The sequence below is a fragment of the Thalassovita mangrovi genome, assembly GCF_009857745.1.
GTDB lineage: Bacteria > Pseudomonadota > Alphaproteobacteria > Rhodobacterales > Rhodobacteraceae > Thalassobius > Thalassobius mangrovi.
The window spans coordinates 153979-175499 of sequence record NZ_WWEN01000006.1 but is presented as its reverse complement, the minus strand read 5'-3'; the positions used below and the strand labels follow the sequence as shown (position 1 = coordinate 175499).

At 64.6% G+C, this 21521-nt stretch carries 23 protein-coding genes; 17 read left to right on the top strand and 6 right to left on the bottom strand.

Annotated features, from left to right (window positions below; genetic code table 11):
* Positions 1-24 precede the first annotated feature (24 nt).
* The 4 genes from GR167_RS14755 (at position 25) to GR167_RS14740 (ending at position 3186) form a co-directional block, all read left to right on the top strand.
* On the top strand, positions 25-396 hold the full coding sequence (locus GR167_RS14755; protein ID WP_160974471.1) for a helix-turn-helix domain-containing protein: 372 nt from the start codon (positions 25-27) through the stop codon (positions 394-396).
* Between the two features lie 50 nt (positions 397-446).
* Entirely contained in the window at positions 447-1253 is an 807-nt protein-coding gene (locus GR167_RS14750; protein WP_160974470.1) for an inositol monophosphatase family protein, read from the top strand.
* 106 nt (positions 1254-1359) lie between these two features.
* The gene (locus tag GR167_RS14745) at positions 1360-2694 is read left to right on the top strand and encodes an 8-oxoguanine deaminase (RefSeq protein ID WP_160974469.1); all 1335 of its coding nucleotides are present in this window, start codon (positions 1360-1362) and stop codon (positions 2692-2694) included.
* Between the two features lie 105 nt (positions 2695-2799).
* Positions 2800-3186 (top strand): CAP domain-containing protein, encoded by a 387-nt coding sequence (locus GR167_RS14740; RefSeq protein ID WP_160974468.1) that lies wholly within the window; start codon positions 2800-2802, stop codon positions 3184-3186.
* On the opposite strand, the gene guaD is transcribed toward GR167_RS14740, so the two are convergent.
* A complete protein-coding gene (guaD, locus tag GR167_RS14735) occupies positions 3150-4466 on the bottom strand; it encodes a guanine deaminase (RefSeq protein ID WP_160974467.1) in 1317 nt (438 codons plus the stop codon). The genes GR167_RS14740 and guaD overlap by 37 nt on opposite strands.
* A gap of 119 nt (positions 4467-4585) precedes the next feature.
* On the opposite strand from guaD, the gene mgtE reads away from it, so the two are divergent.
* The 5 genes from mgtE (at position 4586) to GR167_RS14710 (ending at position 10254) form a co-directional block, all read left to right on the top strand.
* Positions 4586-5983, top strand: coding sequence for a magnesium transporter (mgtE, locus tag GR167_RS14730; RefSeq protein ID WP_160974466.1), 1398 nt, complete (start codon positions 4586-4588; stop codon positions 5981-5983).
* Complete coding sequence (locus GR167_RS14725) at positions 5980-6537, top strand: 5-formyltetrahydrofolate cyclo-ligase (RefSeq protein ID WP_160974465.1); 558 nt, start codon at positions 5980-5982, stop codon at positions 6535-6537. Before mgtE ends, GR167_RS14725 begins: the two co-directional genes overlap by 4 nt.
* Positions 6538-6707: 170 nt before the next feature.
* Positions 6708-7520, top strand: coding sequence for a TIGR00282 family metallophosphoesterase (locus GR167_RS14720; protein WP_160974464.1), 813 nt, complete (start codon positions 6708-6710; stop codon positions 7518-7520).
* Positions 7521-7644: 124 nt separating this feature from the next.
* Positions 7645-9423, top strand: coding sequence for an SLC13 family permease (locus tag GR167_RS14715; RefSeq protein ID WP_160974463.1), 1779 nt, complete (start codon positions 7645-7647; stop codon positions 9421-9423).
* A gap of 90 nt (positions 9424-9513) precedes the next feature.
* On the top strand, positions 9514-10254 hold the full coding sequence (locus GR167_RS14710; RefSeq protein WP_160974462.1) for a YebC/PmpR family DNA-binding transcriptional regulator: 741 nt from the start codon (positions 9514-9516) through the stop codon (positions 10252-10254).
* Positions 10255-10656: 402 nt separating this feature from the next.
* Here the strand turns inward: GR167_RS14710 and GR167_RS14705 are convergent, their stop codons facing one another.
* Positions 10657-11535: a LysR family transcriptional regulator ArgP gene (locus GR167_RS14705; protein ID WP_160974461.1), complete on the bottom strand. Its 879-nt coding sequence runs from the start codon at positions 11533-11535 to the stop codon at positions 10657-10659.
* 88 nt (positions 11536-11623) lie between these two features.
* Between GR167_RS14705 and GR167_RS14700 the strand changes: the two genes are divergently transcribed.
* Positions 11624-12217, top strand: a complete 594-nt coding sequence (locus GR167_RS14700) for a LysE/ArgO family amino acid transporter (RefSeq protein ID WP_160974460.1) — start codon at positions 11624-11626, stop codon at positions 12215-12217.
* 48 nt (positions 12218-12265) lie between these two features.
* Positions 12266-13171 (top strand): DMT family transporter, encoded by a 906-nt coding sequence (locus GR167_RS14695; protein WP_160974459.1) that lies wholly within the window; start codon positions 12266-12268, stop codon positions 13169-13171.
* Positions 13172-13175: 4 nt separating this feature from the next.
* Here GR167_RS14695 and choV read toward each other — a convergent pair whose 3' ends face one another.
* From choV to GR167_RS14675, 4 genes are all read right to left on the bottom strand, one after another.
* The gene (gene choV / locus GR167_RS14690; protein ID WP_160974458.1) at positions 13176-14195 is read right to left on the bottom strand and encodes a choline ABC transporter ATP-binding protein; all 1020 of its coding nucleotides are present in this window, start codon (positions 14193-14195) and stop codon (positions 13176-13178) included.
* Positions 14192-15025, bottom strand: coding sequence for a choline ABC transporter permease subunit (gene choW / locus GR167_RS14685; RefSeq protein WP_160974457.1), 834 nt, complete (start codon positions 15023-15025; stop codon positions 14192-14194). Before choW ends, choV begins: the two co-directional genes overlap by 4 nt.
* A 4-nt stretch (positions 15026-15029) precedes the next feature.
* Positions 15030-15647 (bottom strand): LysE family translocator, encoded by a 618-nt coding sequence (locus GR167_RS14680; protein ID WP_160974456.1) that lies wholly within the window; start codon positions 15645-15647, stop codon positions 15030-15032.
* 101 nt (positions 15648-15748) lie between these two features.
* Positions 15749-16672 (bottom strand): choline ABC transporter substrate-binding protein, encoded by a 924-nt coding sequence (locus GR167_RS14675; RefSeq protein WP_212769989.1) that lies wholly within the window; start codon positions 16670-16672, stop codon positions 15749-15751.
* A gap of 76 nt (positions 16673-16748) precedes the next feature.
* Between GR167_RS14675 and betI the strand changes: the two genes are divergently transcribed.
* The 6 genes from betI to GR167_RS14645 all read left to right on the top strand — a co-directional run bounded on the left by betI (position 16749) and on the right by GR167_RS14645 (position 21482).
* Entirely contained in the window at positions 16749-17333 is a 585-nt protein-coding gene (gene betI / locus GR167_RS14670; RefSeq protein WP_212769988.1) for a choline-binding transcriptional repressor BetI, read from the top strand.
* Positions 17334-17370: 37 nt separating this feature from the next.
* Entirely contained in the window at positions 17371-17640 is a 270-nt protein-coding gene (locus GR167_RS14665) for a cytoplasmic protein (RefSeq protein ID WP_212769987.1), read from the top strand.
* A 33-nt stretch (positions 17641-17673) separates the two neighbouring features.
* Entirely contained in the window at positions 17674-19332 is a 1659-nt protein-coding gene (gene betA, locus GR167_RS14660) for a choline dehydrogenase (RefSeq protein ID WP_160974455.1), read from the top strand.
* A gap of 50 nt (positions 19333-19382) precedes the next feature.
* On the top strand, positions 19383-20039 hold the full coding sequence (locus tag GR167_RS14655; protein WP_160974454.1) for a thermonuclease family protein: 657 nt from the start codon (positions 19383-19385) through the stop codon (positions 20037-20039).
* 70 nt (positions 20040-20109) lie between these two features.
* Entirely contained in the window at positions 20110-21117 is a 1008-nt protein-coding gene (locus GR167_RS14650) for an amidohydrolase family protein (protein WP_160974453.1), read from the top strand.
* Between the two features lie 122 nt (positions 21118-21239).
* Positions 21240-21482, top strand: coding sequence for an HP1242/YdcH family protein (locus tag GR167_RS14645; protein ID WP_160974452.1), 243 nt, complete (start codon positions 21240-21242; stop codon positions 21480-21482).
* Positions 21483-21521 lie beyond the last annotated feature (39 nt).

Genomic DNA, 21521 nt, shown 5'->3' with positions numbered 1-21521 from the left:
GGAACGGTATGAAGGAGTCGCTTTATGGCACACCCTGTGGATGTGCATGTTGGTAAACGCATTCGGCACCGCCGGTGGCTGGTCGGCATGACCCAGCAGCAATTGGCGGAAAAAGTTGGAATCAAATTTCAACAGATTCAGAAATACGAAACGGGCACCAACAGGGTCAGCGCCTCCCGTCTTTGGGATATCGCCGATGCTTTGGATGTCGAGGTGGGCTTTTTCTTCGCCGGTCTCGAAGACGATGAGGGCGAGGGCGAGGTTGCCAAGATATACCCGTCCGACCTGATCGCCGACAAGGAAGCCCTGGACCTGGTGCGCAGCTATTACGCAATCCCGGAACAGCAGCGTAAACACCTGTTCGAATTGGCGCGCTGCCTGTCCGACGTGGCTTGAGTGCCGCCGGGACCTGAGTTACCCATGCGCCAAATTTGCGCGGGGAACACATGGCTGACATTCTGGATGCGAAAAGCATGATCGAAACCGCTCACGCGTTGGCCGATGCCGCGCGTGAGGTGATTCTTCCCTATTTCCGGTCGCCCGGGCTGAGCGCGGATAACAAACACGCGGCCGGGTTCGACCCGGTGACCGAGGCCGACCGCGCCGCCGAACAGGCGATGCGCGCGATCCTGGCCGAACGCCGCCCCAACGACACCATCGTCGGCGAGGAATTTGGCACCACGCAGGGCAGCAGCGGGCTGTCCTGGGTGATCGATCCGATCGACGGCACCCGGGGCTTCATGAGCGGCACGCCGACATGGGGCGTTCTGATCGCGGTGTCGGACGACAGCGGCCCGATCTACGGGCTGATCGACCAACCCTATACCGGCGAACGCTTCGAGGGCGGTTTCGGTCTGTCCCGGATGACGGGGCCGCACGGCCCCGTGGATCTGGTAGCGCGGCCGGATCGCCCGCTGTCGGAATCGATCCTGTTCACCACCTTCCCCGAGGTTGGCACGCCCGCGGAAATGAAGGGGTTTCAGCAGGTTGCCAGCCAGGCGCGGCTGACCCGCTACGGCATGGATTGCTATGCCTACGCGCTTGTCGCCGCCGGGCAGGTCGATCTGGTGATCGAGGCGGGGCTTTCGAATTACGACATCCAGGCCCCGATCGCGGTGATCGAGGCCGCAGGCGGCATCGTCACCGACTGGCAGGGCGGCCCGGCGCATCAGGGTGGTCGGGTGCTCGCCGCGGCCTCCAAGCAGCAGCACGAAGAGGCGCTGGAAATCCTGTCCCGCGTGCCGCTTGATTAATCCGCGCCGTATGGCAATTTAGGGGCGCTGCGCGAGTCCTTCGCCCCTTTCTGTCGCGCATGTTCCACACACATCCGAAAGGGGCCAAATTGTGTGTGGGGCTTACATGACCGAATTCACCATCAAGAACGCCGATACCATCCTGACCATGGATGACGACCGCCGCGAATTGCACGGCGCTGATATTCACCTGAAAAACGGTGTCATCGCCGAGATTGGCCACCACCTGCCGGAGCGCGGCGAGGTGGTGCTGGCCACCGGCTGCGTGGTGACGCCGGGATTGGTGAATACCCATCACCACCTTTACCAGACGCTGACCCGCGCGGTGCCGGGCGGGCAGGACGCGCTGCTGTTCGGCTGGTTGCAGACGCTCTACCCGATCTGGTCCCGCTTCGGGCCCGAGGAAATGCGCATTTCGGCGCTGATCGGGCTGGCCGAACTGGCGTTGTCGGGCTGCACGCTCAGCTCCGACCACCTGTATCTCTATCCCAACGGCGCGCGGCTCGACGACACGATCGAGGCGGCGGCGGAAATCGGGCTGCGCTTCCACCCGACCCGCGGGTCGATGAGCATCGGCGAAAGCGATGGCGGCTTGCCGCCCGACAGCCTGGTGGAGCGCGAGGCGGATATCCTCAACGACTGCATCCGCGTCATCGACCGGTTTCACGACGCATCCGAAGGGTCGATGTGTCGGGTCGGCGTCGCCCCCTGTTCGCCGTTTTCGGTCAGCCGCGAATTGATGCGCGACGCGGCGCTGCTGGCGCGCGACAAGGGTGTGATGCTGCATACCCATCTGGCGGAAAATGACGAAGACATCGCCTACAGCCTGGAAAAGTTCGGCTGCCGCCCGGGGCAATATGCCGAGGATCTGGGCTGGACCGGATCGGATGTCTGGCATGCCCATTGCGTCAAACTCGACGGGCAGGAGATCGATCTTTTCGCCCGTTCCCGTACCGGCGTGGCCCATTGCCCCTGTTCCAATTGCCGCCTCGGGTCCGGCATCGCGCCGGTGCGGGCGATGCGCGACGCCGGGGTCAAGGTGGGGCTGGGCGTCGACGGGTCGGCCAGCAACGACAGCGGCAATCTGGCCGCCGAGGCGCGCCAGGCAATGCTGTTGCAGCGCGTGGCGAAAGGCGCCGACGCGATGAGCGCCCGCGAGGCGCTGGAAATCGCCACCCGCGGCGGCGCCGACGTGCTGAACCGGCCCGATTGCGGAAGGATCGCAACCGGCAAGCGAGCCGATATCGCGATCTGGGACGTCACCGGCATCGAAAGCGCCGGCAGCTGGGACCCGGCGGCGTTGCTTCTGGCCGGGCCGGTGAAGGTGCGCGACCTGTTCGTCGAGGCGCGCCAGGTGGTGCGCGGCGGGGATTTGCTTACCATCCAATTGGATAGTGTGATTGCCGCCCAGCACCGGTTAGTGTCCAGGCTGATGGCTTGAGAAGGAACCGGTATGTTTCGGGGTAAATCATTCGCGGCGTTGGTGCTTGCCGCAGTCTTGGCAAGCGGCGCGCCCGCATTGACGATGGGGCAGGGGGGCAGTGCGATGGCCGCCGGCACCTCCGTCCAGTCCGCGATCACCTCGCTTTTGAACGCGGAACGGACCAAGCGTGGGCTGGGGCCGCTGACACCGGATGCCAAGCTGAACAGCGCGGCGGCGTCGCATGCCCGCGACATGGACCGGCGCGATTATTTCGCCCATCAAAGCCCTGAGGGCCGTACCCATGTCGACCGTATCACCGCGGCGGGTTATTGCCGCGCCTCGACGGCGGAAAACCTTGCCAAGGGCTACCGCACGCCGGAACGGGTCATCGCGGGCTGGATGGAGTCCGCCGGGCATCGCAAGAACATGCTGAACCGGAAATACACCCGGTTCGGCATCAGCAAGGTCAACGGTTACTGGGTGATGACGCTGGCCGGTCCCTGCGTCTGATTTCCGGCGACCCAGGTTGCCGTCACCGCCCGGTCGTCGCCCATCATGATGGTGGGGAACACCGCTTCCCAGATGTCATCCGCGCGCACCGCGCGCTGCGCGATATCGGCGGTGGATTGCAGATCCAGCACCACCAGGTCGGCCTCCATCCCCGGGGCCAGGTTGCCGATCTTGTCCTCCATCCGCAGGCTGCGCGCCGAACCGGCGGTTGCCAGCCACAGCAATTGCGCCGGGTGGATCGGGTTGTGGCGCAGCTGGCCGATCTCGTAAGCCGCCGCCATCGTCCGCAGCATCGAAAAGCTCGACCCGCCGCCGGTATCGGTGGCCAGCCCGATCCGGTGCCCTGCCGCCATCAGGCCGGCCATGTCGAATAGGCCCGATCCGATGAAGGTGTTCGAGGTCGGGCAATGGATCAGCGAGGCGTCGACCTCTTTCAAGCGGCCCTTTTCGCGCTCTTCCAGGTGGATCGCGTGGCCGTACAGCCCGCCCGCGCCCAGCAGCCCGAAGGCCTCATAGGTATCCAGGTAATCGCGCGCCTCAGGGTAAAGCGACTTTACCCAGGCGATTTCGTCGGTCTGTTCCGACAGGTGCGTCTGCATCAGGCAATCGGGGTTTTCGGCCCACAGCGCGCCAAGCGCGGAGAGCTGTTCCGGCGTCGAAGTGGGTGAAAACCGCGGCGTGATCGCGTAGCTCAGCCGGTCCACCCCGTGCCATTTTTCCAGCAGCGCCTTGCTGTCGTCATAAGCCGATTGCGCGCTGTCGCGCAGCCCTTCGGGCGCGGTGTCGCGATCCATGCAGGTCTTGCCCGCCACCACCCTTTGCCCGCGCGCCTGGGCGGCAGTGAAGAAGGCATCGACGCTTTCCGGATGGATGGTGCAGTAGCTTGCCACCGTGGTCGTGCCGTGGGCCAGCGTCAGGTCCAGGTAGCGCCCGGCCACTTCCGCCGCATAGGCGGGATCGCCGAAACGCATTTCCTCGGGGAAGGTATAGCTGTTGAGCCAGTCGATCAGCCGCTTGCCCCAACTGGCGATGATCCCGGTCTGCGGATAATGCACATGCGGGTCGATGAACCCGGCCATGATCAGCCCCTCGCCGTAATCGGTGACCTGCGCTTGCGGGTACGCCGCAAGCAGCGCCTCGGCCGGACCGGTTTCGGCGATCTTGCCGCCCCGGATCAGCACGCCGCCCCGGCTGTCATGGCGCGCCGCGTCCACGCCCGCCTCGAACGGGTTGCCCGCGAAGCCCAGCGTCTGCCCGATCAGCAATTTGTCCTGCATCATGGTGATATCCTTTCCCGGCCACGTTATTCTGACCGAAAAGAAGGGTAAATCACCAATGCCCCATTGTTTCCTTGAAGCAGCTTCCGCTAAGAGAAGAAAAACGGGCGAAAGGGGGCGGCATGAGCGACCAAATCGATCACATCGAAACCCATCCCGAGGGCCTGTCAGAGAGCGACTACACCCTGAGCCGCCGCGATATCGCCGCGATCCTATATGCGGTGGACGCCCAGGACCAGGCCAAGCTGCTGGAACTGATGGAGCCGCTGCACGCGGCCGACATCGCCGACCTTCTGGAACAGCTCAACCCCTATGACCGCCGCCGCATGGTCACGCTGTACGGCCGCGAATTCGACGGCGACATCCTGTCGGAACTCGACGAGGGCCTGCGCGAGGACATCATCGGCGTGCTGCACCCCGATGTCCTGGCCGAGGCGGTGCGCGAGCTGGAATCGGACGACGTGGTCGACCTGGTCGAAGACCTCGACGAGCCGCAGCAGGAAGCGATCCTCGACGCGCTGGAAGACGCCGACCGGGTCGCGGTCGAACAGGCGCTGTCCTATCCCGAAACCTCCGCCGGGCGCCTGATGCAGCGCGAAGTGGTGGTGGCGCCGGACCACTGGACCGTGGGCGAGGCGATCGATTACCTGCGCTCGGCCGAGGAATTGCCGGAACAGTTCTATCACGTGGTTCTGGTCGATCCGCGCATGCATCCCAAGGGCAACGTGACCCTGGGCAAGCTGATGAGTTCGCGCCGCAGCGTGAAGCTGACCGATATCGTCGAGGACGTGTTCCAGGTCTTCCGGGTGCTGCAGGACGAGGCCGACGTCGCCTATGCGTTCAACCAGTATCACCTGATTTCCGCCCCGGTGGTGGATGAGGACGACCGGCTGGTCGGCGTCATCACCATCGACGACGCGATGACGGTGCTGGATGAGGAACACGAAGAAGACATCCTGCGCCTCGCCGGTGTGGGCGAAGAGGCGAGCCTCACAGACACCATCTACGAGGCCGCCAAGGGCCGGGCGCTGTGGCTGTTCGTCAACCTGCTGACGGCGATCCTGGCCTCGCTGGTGATCGATCTCTTCGCCGAAACCATCAACCAGATGGTGGCGCTGGCGGTGCTGATGCCGATCGTCGCCTCGATGGGCGGCAATGCGGGCACCCAGACGATGACGGTGACGGTGCGGGCGCTGGCCACCCGCGACCTGACCGCGCAGAACGCGGCGCGGGTGGTGTTGCGCGAAGTGTCGGTGGGGGCGCTGAACGGGGTGATCTTCGGCGGCCTGATGGCGCTGGTCGTCGCGGTCTGGTTCGGCGTGCCGATGCTGGCGGCGGTGATCGCGCTGGCGATGCTGGGCACCCAGGTCGCGGCCGCCCTGGGCGGTATCGTGATCCCGATGGCGCTGGACCGGGCGGGCATCGATCCGGCGCTGGCCTCGGGCCCCTTCGTGACCACGGTGACCGACGTGGTGGGTTTCTTCGCCTTCCTCGGGCTGGCCGCCTCGGTGCTGATGTGACGGGCCTGGCGGAACGCAAAGCAGCTGCGCGCAAGGCGGCGCTGGCCCGCCGCAAGGCCGCGCATGAGGCGGGGCTGAGGGGGCGCTCGTCCTTCCTGTCGGAAGTCCTCGCTGGCTACCGCGGCGTGCCGCTGGCCGGCTACATGCCGATCCGCAGCGAAATCAGCCCGCTGCCCGCGATGGAGGAAGCCGCCGCCCATGGCCCGGTCGGCGTGCCGGTGATCCAGGGCGCGGGCCTGCCGCTGAAGTTTTCCCGCTGGGAACCGGGCTGCGCGATGACCGAAGGCCCGTTCGGCGCGCAAGTCCCGGCGGTGGAGGATTATTTCACCCCCGAAATCGTCATCGTGCCGCTGGTCGCCTTCGACCGCCGCGGCGGCCGCCTGGGCTATGGCGGCGGTTTCTATGACCGCACGCTGGAGCTCCTGCGCGCACACGGCCCGGTGCTGGCCGTCGGTTTCGCCTATGCCGCGCAGGAAGCGGACGAGCTGCCGCTGGAACCCACCGACCAGCCGCTTGACATGATCGTGACCGAACAGGGCATCCTGCCCCTCTGATCTTCTTCTGTTCATAAATATCCCGGGGGTTTGGGGGCTGGCCCCCAATCCCGACCGTGACGCAATCGGAAGGCCCGGGACCGCCTCCGGCGGGAGTATTTGAACCAAGAAGAAACCGGGTAAGCACACTGTGACTTGCGTCCGGGCGCGCGGCGGCCTAGGCACGGGGCATGAGACTTCTATTTCTTGGCGATGTTGTAGGGCGCGCGGGCCGGCGCGCGGTGAGCGAAAACCTGGCGCGGCTGCGCGCCGAGTGGCGGCTGGATTTCGTCGTGGTGAACGGCGAAAATTCCACCGGCGGCATGGGGCTGTCGGGGGGGCATGCCAAGGTGTTGCTGGATGCCGGGGCCGATTGCATCACCCTGGGCGATCATGCCTTCGATCAGAAGGACATGCTGCAATTCATCGATTCCGAGCCGCGCATCATCCGCCCGATCAATTTCGCCAAGGGCGCGCCGGGGCGCGGCTACCGGGTGTTCACCGATCATCGCGGCCGCAAGGTCCTTGTGGCGCAGGTTCTGGGCAACGTGTTCATGAAACGCGCCTTCGACGATCCGTTTTCCGCCATCGACGCGCCGTTGCGCCAGCATGTGCTGGGCGGCGCGGTGCAGGCGGCGATCGTCGACATGCATTGCGAGGCGACCAGTGAAAAGGTGGGCATGGGGCATTTCTGCGACGGCCGCGCCAGCCTGGTGGTGGGTACCCATACCCACGTGCCGACCGCCGATGCGCAGGTGCTGCCCGGCGGCACCGGTTACCTGTCCGATGCCGGCATGTGCGGCGATTACGACAGCGTCATCGGCATGGAAAAGGCCGAACCGATGCGCCGTTTCGTCACCGGCATGTCGAAGACGCGCTTCACCCCCGCCCTGGGCGAGGCGACCCTGTCGGGCGTCTTCGTGGAAACCGACGACCGCACCGGCAAGGCCATCGATATCCGCATGATCCGTCAGGGCGGCCGGCTGCAGCAGGCCGGTCTCTGACGCCCGCTATGGCTTTGAAGTGACGCAAAAAGCGCCAGTTTGCCGCTCGTGGCGACAAAGCGCTTGTTGCGCCCCCGCCGCTGCGCGAAACTGTGCCGGATTGTCACCATGCGAGCGGATGTGAATGCTGCTGATTGATTTGTCCCAGACCGCGCAGGCCGTTTTGACCCTGTGCGTGGTGCTGGGGATGTTCGTCCTTTTCGTCAAGGAAGTGCTGCCCACAGAGGTGGTGGCCATTACCGGTGTCGCGGTGCTGCTGGCCCTGGGGCTGCTGCCCTATGAGGCGGCGCTTGGGGTGTTGTCGAACCCGGCGCCCTGGACCATCGCGGCGATGTTCATCGTGATGGGGGCGCTGGTCAGGACCGGCGCGCTGGACGCCTTTACCGCCGCCGCCGACCGGCAGGCCCGCAAGAGCCCGAAGCTGGCGCTGGCGATGATGCTGGCCGTCGTGGTGCTGGCCTCGGCGATCATGAACAACACCCCGGTGGTGGTGGTGATGATCCCGGTCTTCGTCCAACTGTCGCGCACCATCGGGGTGGCGTCGTCCAAGCTGCTGATTCCGCTCAGCTATGCCGCGATCATCGGCGGCACCCTGACGCTGGTGGGGACCTCGACCAACCTGCTGGTCGACGGGGTGGCGCGGGCCAAGGGGCTGGAAGGGTTCTCCATCTTCGAGGTGACCCCGCTGGCCGTCGTTCTGGTGGCTTGGGGCATGATCTATCTGCTGATCTTCGGGCGCCGCTTGCTGCCGGAACGGACCTCGATGGCGTCGATGCTGTCGGACCGCTCGAAGATGAAATTCTTCACCGAGGCGGTGATCCCGCCCGAATCCAACCTGATCGGGCGCGACGTCCTCGACGTGCAGCTGTTCAAGCGCGAAGGCGTGCGGCTGATCGACGTGATCCGCGGCGACACCTCGCTGCGGCACAATCTCAAGGATGTCAGGCTGCAGGTCGGCGACCGGGTGGTTCTGCGCACCCAGATGACCGAATTGCTGAGCCTGCAGCGTAACAAGAGCCTGAAGCGGCTGGACCAGGTCGGCGCGGTGGAAACCTCCACCGTCGAGGTGCTGATCACCCCCGATTGCAAGATGGTGGGCCGGTCGCTGGGATCGATGCGCCTGCGCCGCCGTTACGGCGTTTACCCGCTGGCGGTGCACCGGCGGAACCAGAATATCGGCCGGCAGCTGGACGAATTGGTGGTGCGGGTCGGCGATACCCTGCTGCTGGAAGGCGCGCCCGAGGATATCCAGAAGCTGGCGCGCGACATGGACATGGTCGATGTCAGCCACCCGTCGGTCCGCGCCTTCCGCCGCGGCCACGCGCCGCTGGCGGTGATTTCGCTGCTGTCGGTGGTGGTGCTGGCCGGGCTTGGCGTGGCGCCGATCCTGTACCTGGCGGTGATCGCCGTGGGCATCGTTCTGGTCACCCGCTGCATCGATTCCGAGGAAGCCTTTTCCTTCGTCGAGGGCCGCTTGCTGGCGCTGATCTTTGCCATGCTGGCGATCGGCGCGGCGCTGGATCATACCGGGGCGGTGGCGCTGATTGTGGACGCGGTGGCGCCGTGGCTGCAGGGCCTGCCGCCCTTCCTGATCGTCTGGGGGATCTACCTGCTGACCTCGGTGCTGACCGAGATGGTGTCGAACAACGCCGTCGCGGTGGTGGTGACGCCGATCGCCATAGGGCTGGCCGGTGCGATGGGGATCGACGCGCGGCCGCTGGTGGTGGCGGTGATGGTGGCGGCCTCGTGCAGCTTCGCCACGCCGATCGGGTATCAGACCAACATGCTGGTCTACGGGCCGGGCGGGTACAAGTTCACCGACTTCCTGCGGGTTGGCATCCCGCTGAACCTGAGCATGGGAATCCTCGCTTCGGCGCTGATCCCGGTGATTTGGCCGCTCTGAGCCCTTCATTTCCGGGGCCGGAGGCTTGCAGCCCACCGCCCCGGTGCAATATAGAACATCGCAAACCAAGCGAAATCGATCGGAGGCATCATGGCCGGCCATTCAAAATGGGCGAATATTCAGCACCGCAAAGGGCGCCAGGACGCCCTGCGCTCGAAGCTGTTTTCTAAACTGTCGAAGGAAATCACCGTCGCCGCGAAGATGGGCGATCCGGACCCCGAAAAGAACCCGCGCCTGCGCCTTGCGGTGAAGGAAGCCAAGTCGAATTCGGTGCCCAAGGACGTGATCGACCGCGCGATCAAGAAATCGCAGGCGGGCGAGGGCGACGAATACGAAGAAATCCGCTACGAGGGCTATGGCCCCAACGGCGTGGCGGTGATCGTCGAGGCGATGACCGACAACCGCAACCGCACCGCATCGAACGTGCGGTCCACCTTCACCAAGAACGGCGGCAACCTGGGCGAAACCGGCTCGGTCGGCTTCATGTTCGAACGCAAGGGCGAAGTGTCCTACCCGGCGGAAGTGGGCGATGCCGACACCGTCATGATGGCGGCGATCGAAGCGGGTGCCGAGGACGTGGAAAGCTCGGAAGACGGCCATATCATCTATTGCGCCGATACCGACCTGAGCGAAGTGTCGAACGCGCTGGAAGGCGAGCTGGGCGAGTCGGAATCGACCAAGCTGGTGTGGAAACCCACCACCACCACCGAGCTGGACCTGGAAGGCATGCAGAAGCTGATGAAGCTGGTCGATGCGCTGGAAGACGACGACGACGTTCAGCGGGTCACCACCAATTTCGAAGCCTCCGACGAGGTGATGGAACAGCTGTAAAAGCGGTTCTCAGAGCGAATTCGGCGCCCCCCGGGGCGCCGTTTTGCGTTTTGGGCGCCGAGAAGTCGAATTTCGTCGTGGAAATCATTGTCTCATTTTGATGTATTTGTCTCGAAAGAGTGGATTATAATTTCTAAAGTTTGTCTTATTGCGATATTTCGGCCTTGTTTGCGGTTTTGGCAGGTGAAGGGCGGCTAAGATGCCGTTGCCGGGAGTAAAGGTGGAAAACAGCGATAATCCCCACCGTCATCCCCAGGGAGGAGGGCGGCTGTGACAGGCCCGGAAAGGCCCGGTGGAAAAACCTGGGGAAATAGATTCCTGTGGCTGGCCTGTGGATAACCTTCAATCAGGCCTGTGGATAACTTTGTGGAAAGTCTGATTATCCCAATTTGAATCAAGCGTTTAGTTTGACTGATCTTGGATGAGCTCCTGCTGCGCCACGCGCCGGATCGACCGTTCCAGCGGGGCCAGGGCACGGGACATCAGCCGGCTGGACTGCCAAAACAGCGGAATATCGTATTCGGCATCCGGAATCAGCGGCACCAGGGCGCCGGACCGCAGGTGATCGCGCACCAGGGCTTCGGGATTTAATCCCCAGCCCATGCCAAGCAAGGCCGCGTCGACGAAGCCCTGTGTGGATGGAATGAGATGTGATTTCGGCCTGTGGATAACTTGAAAATACTCTTTAATCCAAGTGTATTGCAAGTCATCCTTCATGTTGAAAACTAGCATAGGCGCTTGCAGCAGATTTGCCGCCGTGACACCTGTGGATAAATATCTGGATATAAAATCCGGGCTCGCCGTGGCGATATAGCGGAAGTTTCCGAGCTTCACGCTGTCGCATCCTTTCGGCGGCCGCGCGACCGAGGTCACCGCGGCGCTGACTTCGCCGCGTTTCAGCCAATCGGCGGAATGATCCTGATCGTCCACCACCAGATCGAAGTAATGCGACGGGTGTTCGGCCAGCGCCGGCAACACCCAGGTCGCCAGGCTGTCGGCATTCACCGCGATGCGCAATCGGGCCGAGGGGCGGGGCAGGGCGTCGCTCACTTGGCTTTCCAGCAGCGCGACCTCTTCGGCATGGCGGGCCAGCCGCAGCCCGGCCTCGGTCCCGGTGCAGGGATGGCCGCGCAGAACAAGGGGCGATCCGATCCGTTCTTCCAGCTGGCGAATGCGTTGCGACACGGCGGATTGGGTCACGTGCAGTTCGGCCGCCGCCGCGTCGAAACTGCCGGTGCGCAGCACCGCCGCAAGGGTTTCCAGCTGATCGTAGTCGAACATTAGAAATGCTTATGAAGAGTAAATTACTTTAATTTGAATAACGAACCCCCGGGCGCTAGTCAAAGCCGGTGTAAGAAATGAGGCTGCAATGGACGCTTGGATTGCCGGATACGGGCTTGGTCTTTCGCTGATCGTGGCGATCGGGGCGCAGAACGCTTTCGTTCTGCGGCAAGGGCTGCTGCGCAAGCACGTGCTGCCCATCGTGGCGATCTGCGCGCTCAGCGATGCGGTGCTGATCTCGGCGGGCGTCGCGGGCTTCGGCGGGCTGGCCCGCGCTTTGCCCTGGTTCGAACCGTTGATGCGGTGGGGCGGGGCGGCGTTCCTGTTCGCCTACGGCCTCAAAGCCTTCATCGCCGCCTGGCGCGGCGGGGATGCCTTGCGCAGCGGCGGCGCGGCGGCGCCGTCGCTCTGGGCCGCCGTGGTCACCTGCCTGCTGTTCACCTGGGCCAACCCGCATGTCTATCTCGACACGCTGGTGCTGATGGGATCGGTGTCGTCGCAATATAACGACCGGCTGGGCTTCGCCCTGGGCGGCAGCGCGGCCAGCCTGACCTTCTTCATGACCCTCGGGTTCGGCGCGCGGATGCTGGCGCCGGTCTTCGCCAGACCGCGCGCCTGGCAGGTTTTCGAGGCAGTGGTGGGGCTGATCATGTGGGCCGTCGCAGCGTCTTTGCTAATCTGACCGGTTCGCGGCTTGCGCATTGGCGCGGTTCGTGAATTCATGCGGCGCATGAGTACCGAAACAACCTCTCGACCGGTGGTTGGTGTCTTCTGGATGCTGGTGACCGGGCTGCTGTTCGTCGGCGTGACCGCGCTGGTCAAGCTGCTGGGGCCGCGCGTGCCGGCGTCCGAGGCGGCTTTCCTGCGCTATGCCATGGGGGTGATCTTCGTCATCCCGATGCTGCGGCCGCTGCTGCGCTCGGGGCTGACCCGGCGGCAATGGGGGCTGTTCGCGGCGCGCGGGTTGGCGCATTCCTTCGGCGTGGCGCTGTGGTTCTACGCCATGGCGCGCATCCCGATCGCCGACGTCACCGCGATGAATTTCATGTCGCCGATCTATGTCACGCTGGGTGCTGCATTTTTCCTGGGCGAAAAGCTGGCGGCGCGGCGCATCCTGGCGGTGGTCCTGGCGCTGGTCGGGGCGCTGATCATCCTGCGGCCGGGGTTCCGCGAAATCGGACCGGGGCATATGGCGATGCTGATCACCGCGCTGGTCTTCGGCGCGTCCTACCTGCTGGCAAAGGTGCTGGCGACCGAGGTCAATGCCGCCGTCGTGGTGGCGATGCTGTCGATCTTCGTGTCGATCGGGCTGGCGCCGATGGCGATCGCGAACTGGGTGACGCCGGACGCCGAGGCGCTGTTCATCCTGTTCTGCGTCGCTTGCGCGGCCACGGCGGGGCATTACACCATGACGCTGGCCTTCGCCGCCGCGCCGGTGACGGTGACCCAGCCGGTGTCGTTCCTGCAACTGCTTTGGGCCGTGTTGCTGGGCTATTTCGTGTTCGGCGAAGGGGTGGATTTCTGGGTGATCGTCGGCGGGTTGGTGATCGTGGGATCGGTCAGCTTCATCACCTGGCGCGAAGCGGTGCTGAAGCGGCGCATGGTGACGCCGCCCGCCCTGGCCACCAAGGTCTGACGCCTCAGCCGCGCGGATCGAGCAGCTTTTCCAGCACCTGTTCGGCGGTGATCTGGCCGATAAGCTGACCGTGTTCGCGCACGCCGACGGGTCCGTTGCGGACCTGATCCATCACCTCGCGGATGCTGGCATCGGGGGCGACATGCATCGCATGGGCGCCGCTGGCCGGTTCCATCACGTCGCGGGCACACAGCACGCCGAGCGGGTTCATATGCGCCACGAAATCGGCGACGTAATCGGTGGCGGGCGCGGTGAAGATTTCTTGCGGCGTGCCGCATTGCACGATCCGGCCGCCTTCCATGATGGCGATGCGGTTGCCGATCTTGAACGCCTCGTCCAGGTCATGGCTGACGAAGATGATGGTGCGGTTCAGTTTCGCCTGCAGGTCCAGCAATTCGTCCTGCAGCCGGGTGCGGATCAGCGGGTCGAGCGCCGAAAAGGGTTCATCCATCAGCAGGATCGGCGCGTCGGTGGCAAAGGCGCGGGCCAGGCCGACGCGCTGCTGCATGCCGCCCGACAGGTCCGATACCTTGCGGTCGGCCCAGTCCGACAGGCCGACCAGCGCCAGCTGCTCATCGGTCTTGGCAGACCGCTTCGCCTTGGGCACGCCCGCCAGTTCCAGCCCCAGCCAGACATTTTCGCGCACGCTGCGCCAAGGCAGCAACCCGAATTGCTGAAACACCATGGCGACGGATTTTTGCCGGATACTGCGCAGGGTCTTGGCGTCGGCATGGGTGACATCGGCCATCGTGTCGCCGGTCGCCACCTCGACATGGCCGCGCGCCACCGGGTTCAGCCCGTTGACCGCGCGCAGCAGGGTGGATTTGCCCGATCCCGACAGGCCCATCAGCACCAGGATTTCGCCCGCTTCGACCTCGACCGAACAGTCGTGCACGCCCAGGATCTGGCCGGTCTTTTCCTGGATCTCGGCGCGGCTTTGGCCCTTGTCCATCAGCGGCAGCGCCTTGTCGGGGTGATCGCCGAAAACGATGGAAACGTTGTTGAAGGAAACGGCGGTGTTCATTTGCGGTCCAGCCTCAGCATCCGGTCGAGAAGGATCGCCAGCACCACGATGACGAAGCCGGATTCGAAGCCGAGCGCGGTATTGACCTGGTTGAGCGCCCGCACCACCGGCACGCCCAGCCCGTCGGCCCCCACCAGCGCGGCGATCACCACCATCGACAGCGACAGCATGATGGTCTGGTTCAGCCCGGTCATGATCTGCGGCAGCGCATAGGGCAGTTCCACCTTGACCAGCGTCTGGTGCGGGGTGGCGCCAAATGCCTGCGCCGCCTCAAGCAATTCCTGCGGGGTCGAGGTCACGCCGAGATGGGTCAGCCGGATCGGCGCGGGCAGCACGAAGATGACGGTGGCGATCAGCCCCGGCACCATGCCGATGCCGAAAAACACGATGGCCGGGATCAGGTAGACGAAGGTGGGCAGCGTCTGCATCAGGTCCAGCACCGGGCGCATCGCGGCATAAAGCCGGGGCCGGTGGGCGGCGGCGATGCCGATCGGCACGCCCAACCCCATACAGACGACGCAGGCCGATAGGACCAGCGTCAGCGACTCGGTGGTTTCTTCCCAGTAATCCTGGTTCAGGATGAACAGGAACCCGGCCGCCACCAGCAGCGCGGTTTTCCAACTGCGGTGCAGCGCATAGGTCAGCGCGGCGAAGATGGCGATGACGATCAGCGGATGCGGCGTCTGCAGCCCCCACAGGATCGCGTCGATCAGCGCCTCGAGCCCATCCGACAGCGCGTCGAAGAAGACGACGAAATGGGCCTGCATCCAGTCGAAGATGCCGGCGGCCCATTTGCCCACGGGAATTTTGTTGTCGGTGATCCAGTCCATGCGCTCAGTGCTTCGGGTTCAGGGCCATGGCGAGGCCGGAAAAGATCAGGAAACCGCCGACACCGCGGTTCAGCCGGTGCAGCCGCAGCGGGGTCAGCACCCCCGACATGACCCGCCCCAACCCTGCGTAAAGCGCTGCGGCGGCCAGTTCCATGATCAGGAACAACCCGCCCAGCGTCAGGAATTGCGGCGCCAGCGGGGCGGCGAAATCGACGAATTGCGGAAAGAAGGCGGTGAAGATCGCGATTGCCTTGGGATTGCCGATGGCGATCAGGAAATCGCGCCGGGCCAGCGCCGAGGTGCTGTCGTCGCGCACGCGCATCTCGGCCGCGTCGGGGGCGGGGGCGCGCCAGAGCTTCCAGCCGACATAGATCAGATAGGCCGCCCCGGCATATTTCACCGCCGAGAAGGCGGCCTCGGACGCGGCCAGCAGCGCCCCGAGCCCGAGCGCGACAATGGCGATCATTGCGGCGAAGGCGGGCAGACGTCCGATGCTGCCCGCCACCGCGCGCCAGAAGCCCAGGCGCGAGGCGTTGGAAAAGGCCAGCAGGTTGTTCGGCCCCGGCGCGGCGTTCAGCGCGAAACAGGCGGGCACGAAAAGGGCGAGGGCGGTCAGCGTCATGACGGTCTCCTTCGGTCGGGGCGGGCAATGCCCCGTCAGGTCGTAGCGGTTTCCTGCCGGCCTCCCCCGGTCCCGGGGGAGGCCAGTGGAAGGTCCGGGGATCAGAGCCCGAGCGCGCCCTTGACGGCGGCCATCGCGTCGCCGCCATCCTTGGTGGTCACGCCGTCGAGCCAGCCGCTGAGCGACGCGGGGTTGGCCTTCAGCCACGCCCCCGCCGCATCGGCCGGGTCGGTGCCGTCATTCAGGATCGCGCCCATGATTTCGTTTTCCATCGCCAGCGAGAATTCCAGGTTGGTCAGCAGCTTGCCGACATTCGGGCATTCGCTGACATACCCCGCGCGGGTGTTGGTATAAACGGTAGCGCCGCCCAGGTTCGGGCCGAACCAGTCATCGCCGCCGGTCAGATAGGACATGTCGAAATTGGCGTTCATCGGGTGCGGTTCCCAGCCCAGGAACACCACCGGTTCGCCCTTGCGGTCGGCCCGCGCCACCTGCGCCAGCATCCCCTGTTCGGAGCTTTCCACCACCTCGAACCCGTCAAGGCCAAAGGCGTTTCCGGCGATCATGTCCATGATCAGCCGGTTGCCGTCATTGCCCGGCTCGATACCGTAGATCTTGCCGTCCAGCGCGTCCTTCTGCGCCGCGATATCGGCGAAATCCTTGATGCCCAGATCGGCGGCCACCTTGTTCACCGCCAGGGTGTATTTCGCGCCCTGAAGGTTGGCGCGCACGGTGTCGACGGTTCCGGCGTCGCGATAGGGGGCGATATCGGCCTCCATCGTCGGCATCCAGTTGCCCAGGAACACGTCCACGTCGCCGCCCGCCAGCGAGGTATAGGTCACCGGCACCGACAGCACCTTGATGTCGGTGTCATAGCCCAGGGCTTCCAGCACCACGGTGGTCGCGGCTGTGGTGGCGGTGATGTCGGTCCAGCCCACGTCGGAGAAAGTGACCTCGCCGCAATCGGCCAAAGCGGGGGTGGCGGCCAGCAGGGCCAGCACGGAAAGCGTCGATTTGATGGTCATTGCGACCTCCCTGATTTTTTCTTGATTGACGAGTCAATAAAAATACTTCTAGCTTTTTCTGGCAAGGAGTTTCTGCATGCCTAAGCTGGGAATGGAGCCTATACGCCGCGCCGCGCTTGTAAAAGCGACAATCGCGGAGATCGGCGAAAGCGGCACTTTGGACGTGACGGTCAGTCAGATCGCCAAGCGCGCCGGCATGTCCAGCGCGCTGGCGCATCATTATTTCGGCGGCAAGGAACAGATTTTCCTGGCCGCGATGCGCCACACTCTGGCGCTTTACGCGGCGGAGGTACGCGGCGCCCTGGGTATGGCGACAACCCCGGCCGAACGGGTCGAGGCGATCGTGCGCGCCAGCTTCAGCCAGACCAATTTCCGCCGCGACGTGGTGGCGGCCTGGCTGAATTTTTATGTGCTGGCGCAAGTGTCGGACGAGGCGCAGCGGCTGTTGCGCGCCTATCAAGCCCGTGTCCGGTCGAACCTGCGCCACGGCCTGCGCCCGCTGGTGGGCGACCGCGCGGGCGAGGTCGCCGACCGCATCGCGGCGCTGATCGACGGGGTCTATCTGAAACACACGCTGGGCCACGACCAGCCCGACCGCGATCATGCGGTCGAACAGGTGCTGCGCTGTTTCGAGCTGGAAGCCGCGAGGGAAGAGAGATGAACCCGCCGGGTAAGGGCGGGGCATCCCCGAGGGGCGAATGATGGATATCGAGCGTGCACATTACTTCAGCTCGCGGCACCGCGACACCCTGATGAAAAGCGATCAGGCGGGGTGTTTCGACTGCCTTGCGATCTTTGATCCGTCCGAGATCACGGAATGGATCGAGGAGCCCCCGTTCGACAACCGCCCGGCGGGCGAAACGGCTGTCTGCCCTCGCTGTGGCATGGATACCGTCCTGGCCAGCACCGATGTGCCGCTGACGGCAGAATTCCTGAAGCAGATGAAGGCCAGATGGTGCGCCGAGTGATCCCGGGCGCCGCCCGGACCTGAGGATAGAGAGATGGAAGCGGATTTTGTCATCGTGGGCGCGGGATCGGCGGGCTGTGCCATGGCCTACCGGCTGAGCGAGGCCGGGGCGAGCGTGCTGATCATCGAGTATGGCGGCACCGACGCGGGGCCGTTCATCCAGATGCCGGCGGCGCTGAGCTACCCGATGAATATGGGGCTGTATGACTGGGGCTACAGCTCCGAACCAGAACCGCATCTCGGGGGGCGCCGCCTGGTCTGCCCGCGCGGCAAGGTGATCGGCGGCTCGTCCAGCATCAACGGCATGGTTTACGTGCGCGGTCATGCCTGCGATTTCGATCATTGGCGCGATGCGGGCGCCGAGGGCTGGTCCTATGCCGACGTGCTGCCCTATTTCAAGCGGATGGAACATTGGCATTCGGGCGGCCACGGCGGCGATCCGGCCTGGCGCGGGTCGGACGGCCCGCTGCATGTCACCCGCGGCCCGCGCCGCAACAGGCTGTATCACGCGTTTGTCGAGGCCGGCAGACAGGCCGGATACCAGACCACCGGCGATTATAACGGCGAGAAGCAGGAAGGCTTCGGCCCGATGGAACAGACAGTCTGGCGCGGCCGGCGCTGGTCGGCGGCCAACGCCTACCTGAAACCGGCCTTGCGGCGGGACAATTGCGATCTGGTCCGGGGTCTGGCCCGCCGGGTGGTGATAGAGAATGGCCGTGCCGTCGGGGTGGAAATCGAGCGCGGAGGACAAACACAGGTGATCCGCGCCCGGCGCGAGGTGATCGTGGCCGCTTCCTCGATCAATTCGCCGAAACTGCTGATGCTGTCGGGGATCGGCCCGGCCGGGCATCTGGCCGAACACGGCATCGACGTGGTGGCCGACCGCCCCGGTGTCGGCGCCAACCTGCAGGATCACCTGGAGGTCTATTTCCAGATGGCCGCCAGCCAGCCGATCACGCTGTATCGTTACTGGACCCTGTTCTGGAAAGGCGTGATCGGGGCGCAGTGGCTGCTGACCAAGACGGGGCTGGGCGCGTCGAACCAGTTCGAAAGCGCCGCCTTCATCCGCTCGCGTGCAGGCGTGCAATACCCCGATATCCAGTATCATTTCCTTCCCCTCGCGGTGCGCTACGACGGCAAGGCGGCGGCGGAAGGTCACGGGTTCCAGGCCCATGTCGGCCCGATGCGCAGCGCCTCGCGCGGCTCCGTCACGCTCAGCAGCGCCGATCCCAAGGACGCCCCGGCGATCCGTTTCAACTACATGAGCCAGGACAGCGACTGGCGCGATTTCCGTGCCTGCATCCGGCTGACCCGCGAAATCTTCGGGCAGGAGGCCTTCGCGCCTTACGTCCGCCACGCGATCCAGCCGGGCGACGAATTGCAGAGCGACGACGAGATCGACAGTTTCATCCGCGACCATGCCGAAAGCGCCTATCACCCTTGCGGCACCTGCCGGATGGGTGCCGCCGACGATCCGTTGGCGGTTGTCGACCCGCAGGCGCGGGTGATCGGGGTCGATGGGCTGCGGGTGGCCGACAGCTCGATCTTCCCGCGCATCACCAATGGCAACCTGAACGCTCCGTCGATCATGGTGGGCGAAAAGGTCAGCGATCACCTGCTGGGGCGCGGCATGCTGCCCGCCGCGAATGAAGCCCCGTGGGTGCACCCGAAATGGCAGACCGAGCAGCGCTAGAGGTGTGGAAATCTCTTGAAAGTTAACGTGACGGGAGCCACGTTAACTTTATGTTAAAGATTCTTAACCTGCTCATTCTGGCGCTCTTCCTTCCGGTCATGGCTTTTGCCGCACCACAGGGGCTGGTGAGGGTGGTCGACGCCGATACCCTTGATGTCGGGGGTGTGCGGGTGCGGTTGCACGGTATAGATGCGCCGGAATCATCGCAACGCTGCCGAACCGAACAGAAGGTCGCATGGGACTGCGGGGCGTGGGCGGCAGCCTGGGCCGATCGGGCCTTCGCGGGCAAGCAGGCCGAATGCGAGGCGCTGGACACGGACCAATACGGGCGCGTCGTTGCGACGTGCCGGATCGACGGGCAGGATGTCGGCGAAGCGCTGGTTTCAAACGGCGTCGCTTTCGCATACCGGAAATATTCGACGCGCTACGTTCCGGCGGAAGACCGGGCGCGGGCGCGCATGGCTGGCCTCATGGGGATGCAGGTCCAGTCGCCTGCGCAATTCCGCCTGATCCGAACAGCCGGTAAACTCGTCGGCAGCAAGGAATGCGCGATCAAGGGCAATATCAGCCGTTCGGGTGAAAAGATCTATCACATGCCGGGGCAGAAATATTACTCGAAAACCAAGATTTCCCCATCGAAGGGGGAGCGTTGGTTCTGTTCCGAGGCCGATGCCCAGCGTGCCGGATGGCGAAAAGCCAAGGTGTGACGCACCGGAATATTTGCCCCGCGTGTGGTGCCGCCCCTAATCTTTCCTAAATGAAAGGGAGGGGAGGCCCATGCACTATCCGGAAAACCTGAGCGCCTGGCACGACCAGGTGCGCGAAGACATCATCGATCCCGCGCGCGAGATCACCGATCCGCATCACCATTTCTGGGCTGACAGGCTGGGCAGCACCTATGAGCTGGGCGAGCTCTGGTCCGACACCCAGGCGGGGCACAATGTGACGCGCACGGTGTTCATCGAATGCCGATCCGCCTATGACAATGATGCGCCGAAACCCTTCGCGCCGGTGGGGGAAACCCGTTACGTCGCGGGCATCGCCGCTGAGGCCGCGAAACAGCCGCAAAAGGCGCAGATCGCCGGGATCGTCGCCCATGCCGATCTGCGGCTCGACACCGATACCCTGAACGCGGTGCTGGACGCGCACGAAGCGGCATCCCCCCTGTTTCGTGGCATCCGCCATGCCGGGGCCTGGGACGAGGAGCGTGAAAAATTCATGTTCCAGGGCCAGCCGATCCCGCATCTCTATACCGACCTGGATTTCCAGCGCGGGGTGCGGGTGCTGGGGGCGCGCGGGCTGACCTATGACACCTGGCATTTCCACCCGCAGAACGGCGAATTCCTGTCCCTCGCCAAGGCCTGCCCGGACACCACCATCATCCTCGATCACTTCGGCACGCCCATCGGCACTCACCGTTTCGAGGGCAGGCGCGAGGATCGTTTTGCCCAGTGGCAGGACGAAATGGCCGCCATCGCCGAGTGCCCCAACGTGGTGGCGAAGCTCGGCGGGCTGGCGATGCCGGTCAATGGGTTTGGCTGGGACAGCCGCAACACCCCGCCCACATCGGACGAGCTGGTCGAGGCGCAGGCGCATTACTATCACCACATGATCGACATCTTCGGCCCCGAGCGCGCGATGTTCGAAAGCAACTTCCCGGTCGACAAGCTGTCGGTCGGTTACGTGACCTATTGGAACGCGATGAAGAAGATCGCGGCGCGCTATGACGAGGCGGCGCAGCAGGCGCTGTTTTCGGGCACCGCGAACCGGGTTTACAGGCTCTAGACGCGCAACCGAAAAAATCCCCGAAAAACCGGTATCTCCGCCGCGCTTTTGATCCGTGTCAAAGTTGCGGCGCTCCGGTAAAGGCTAGGGTCCGCTACAACAGAATCAAAGGAGACCGCGCGATGTCTAACACCCCCCACGAACTGCACGAAGAATTCCCCGAATTCGCAGAGAAAATCCATGCGCTGAAGGTCAGCGACAACCATTTCGTCAAGCTGGCGGATGAGTATCACGAGCTGAACCGCACGGTGCATCGCGCCGAAACCAATGTCGAACCGGTCGAGGAACTGGCGGAGGTCGACCTGCGCAAGCGCCGCGCCGCGCTGAAGGACGAAATCTACGCCTATCTGAAAGAGCAGGCGTAAGAACCGGACGCGCCGCGACCGGGGCGGGGGCGTCATGCC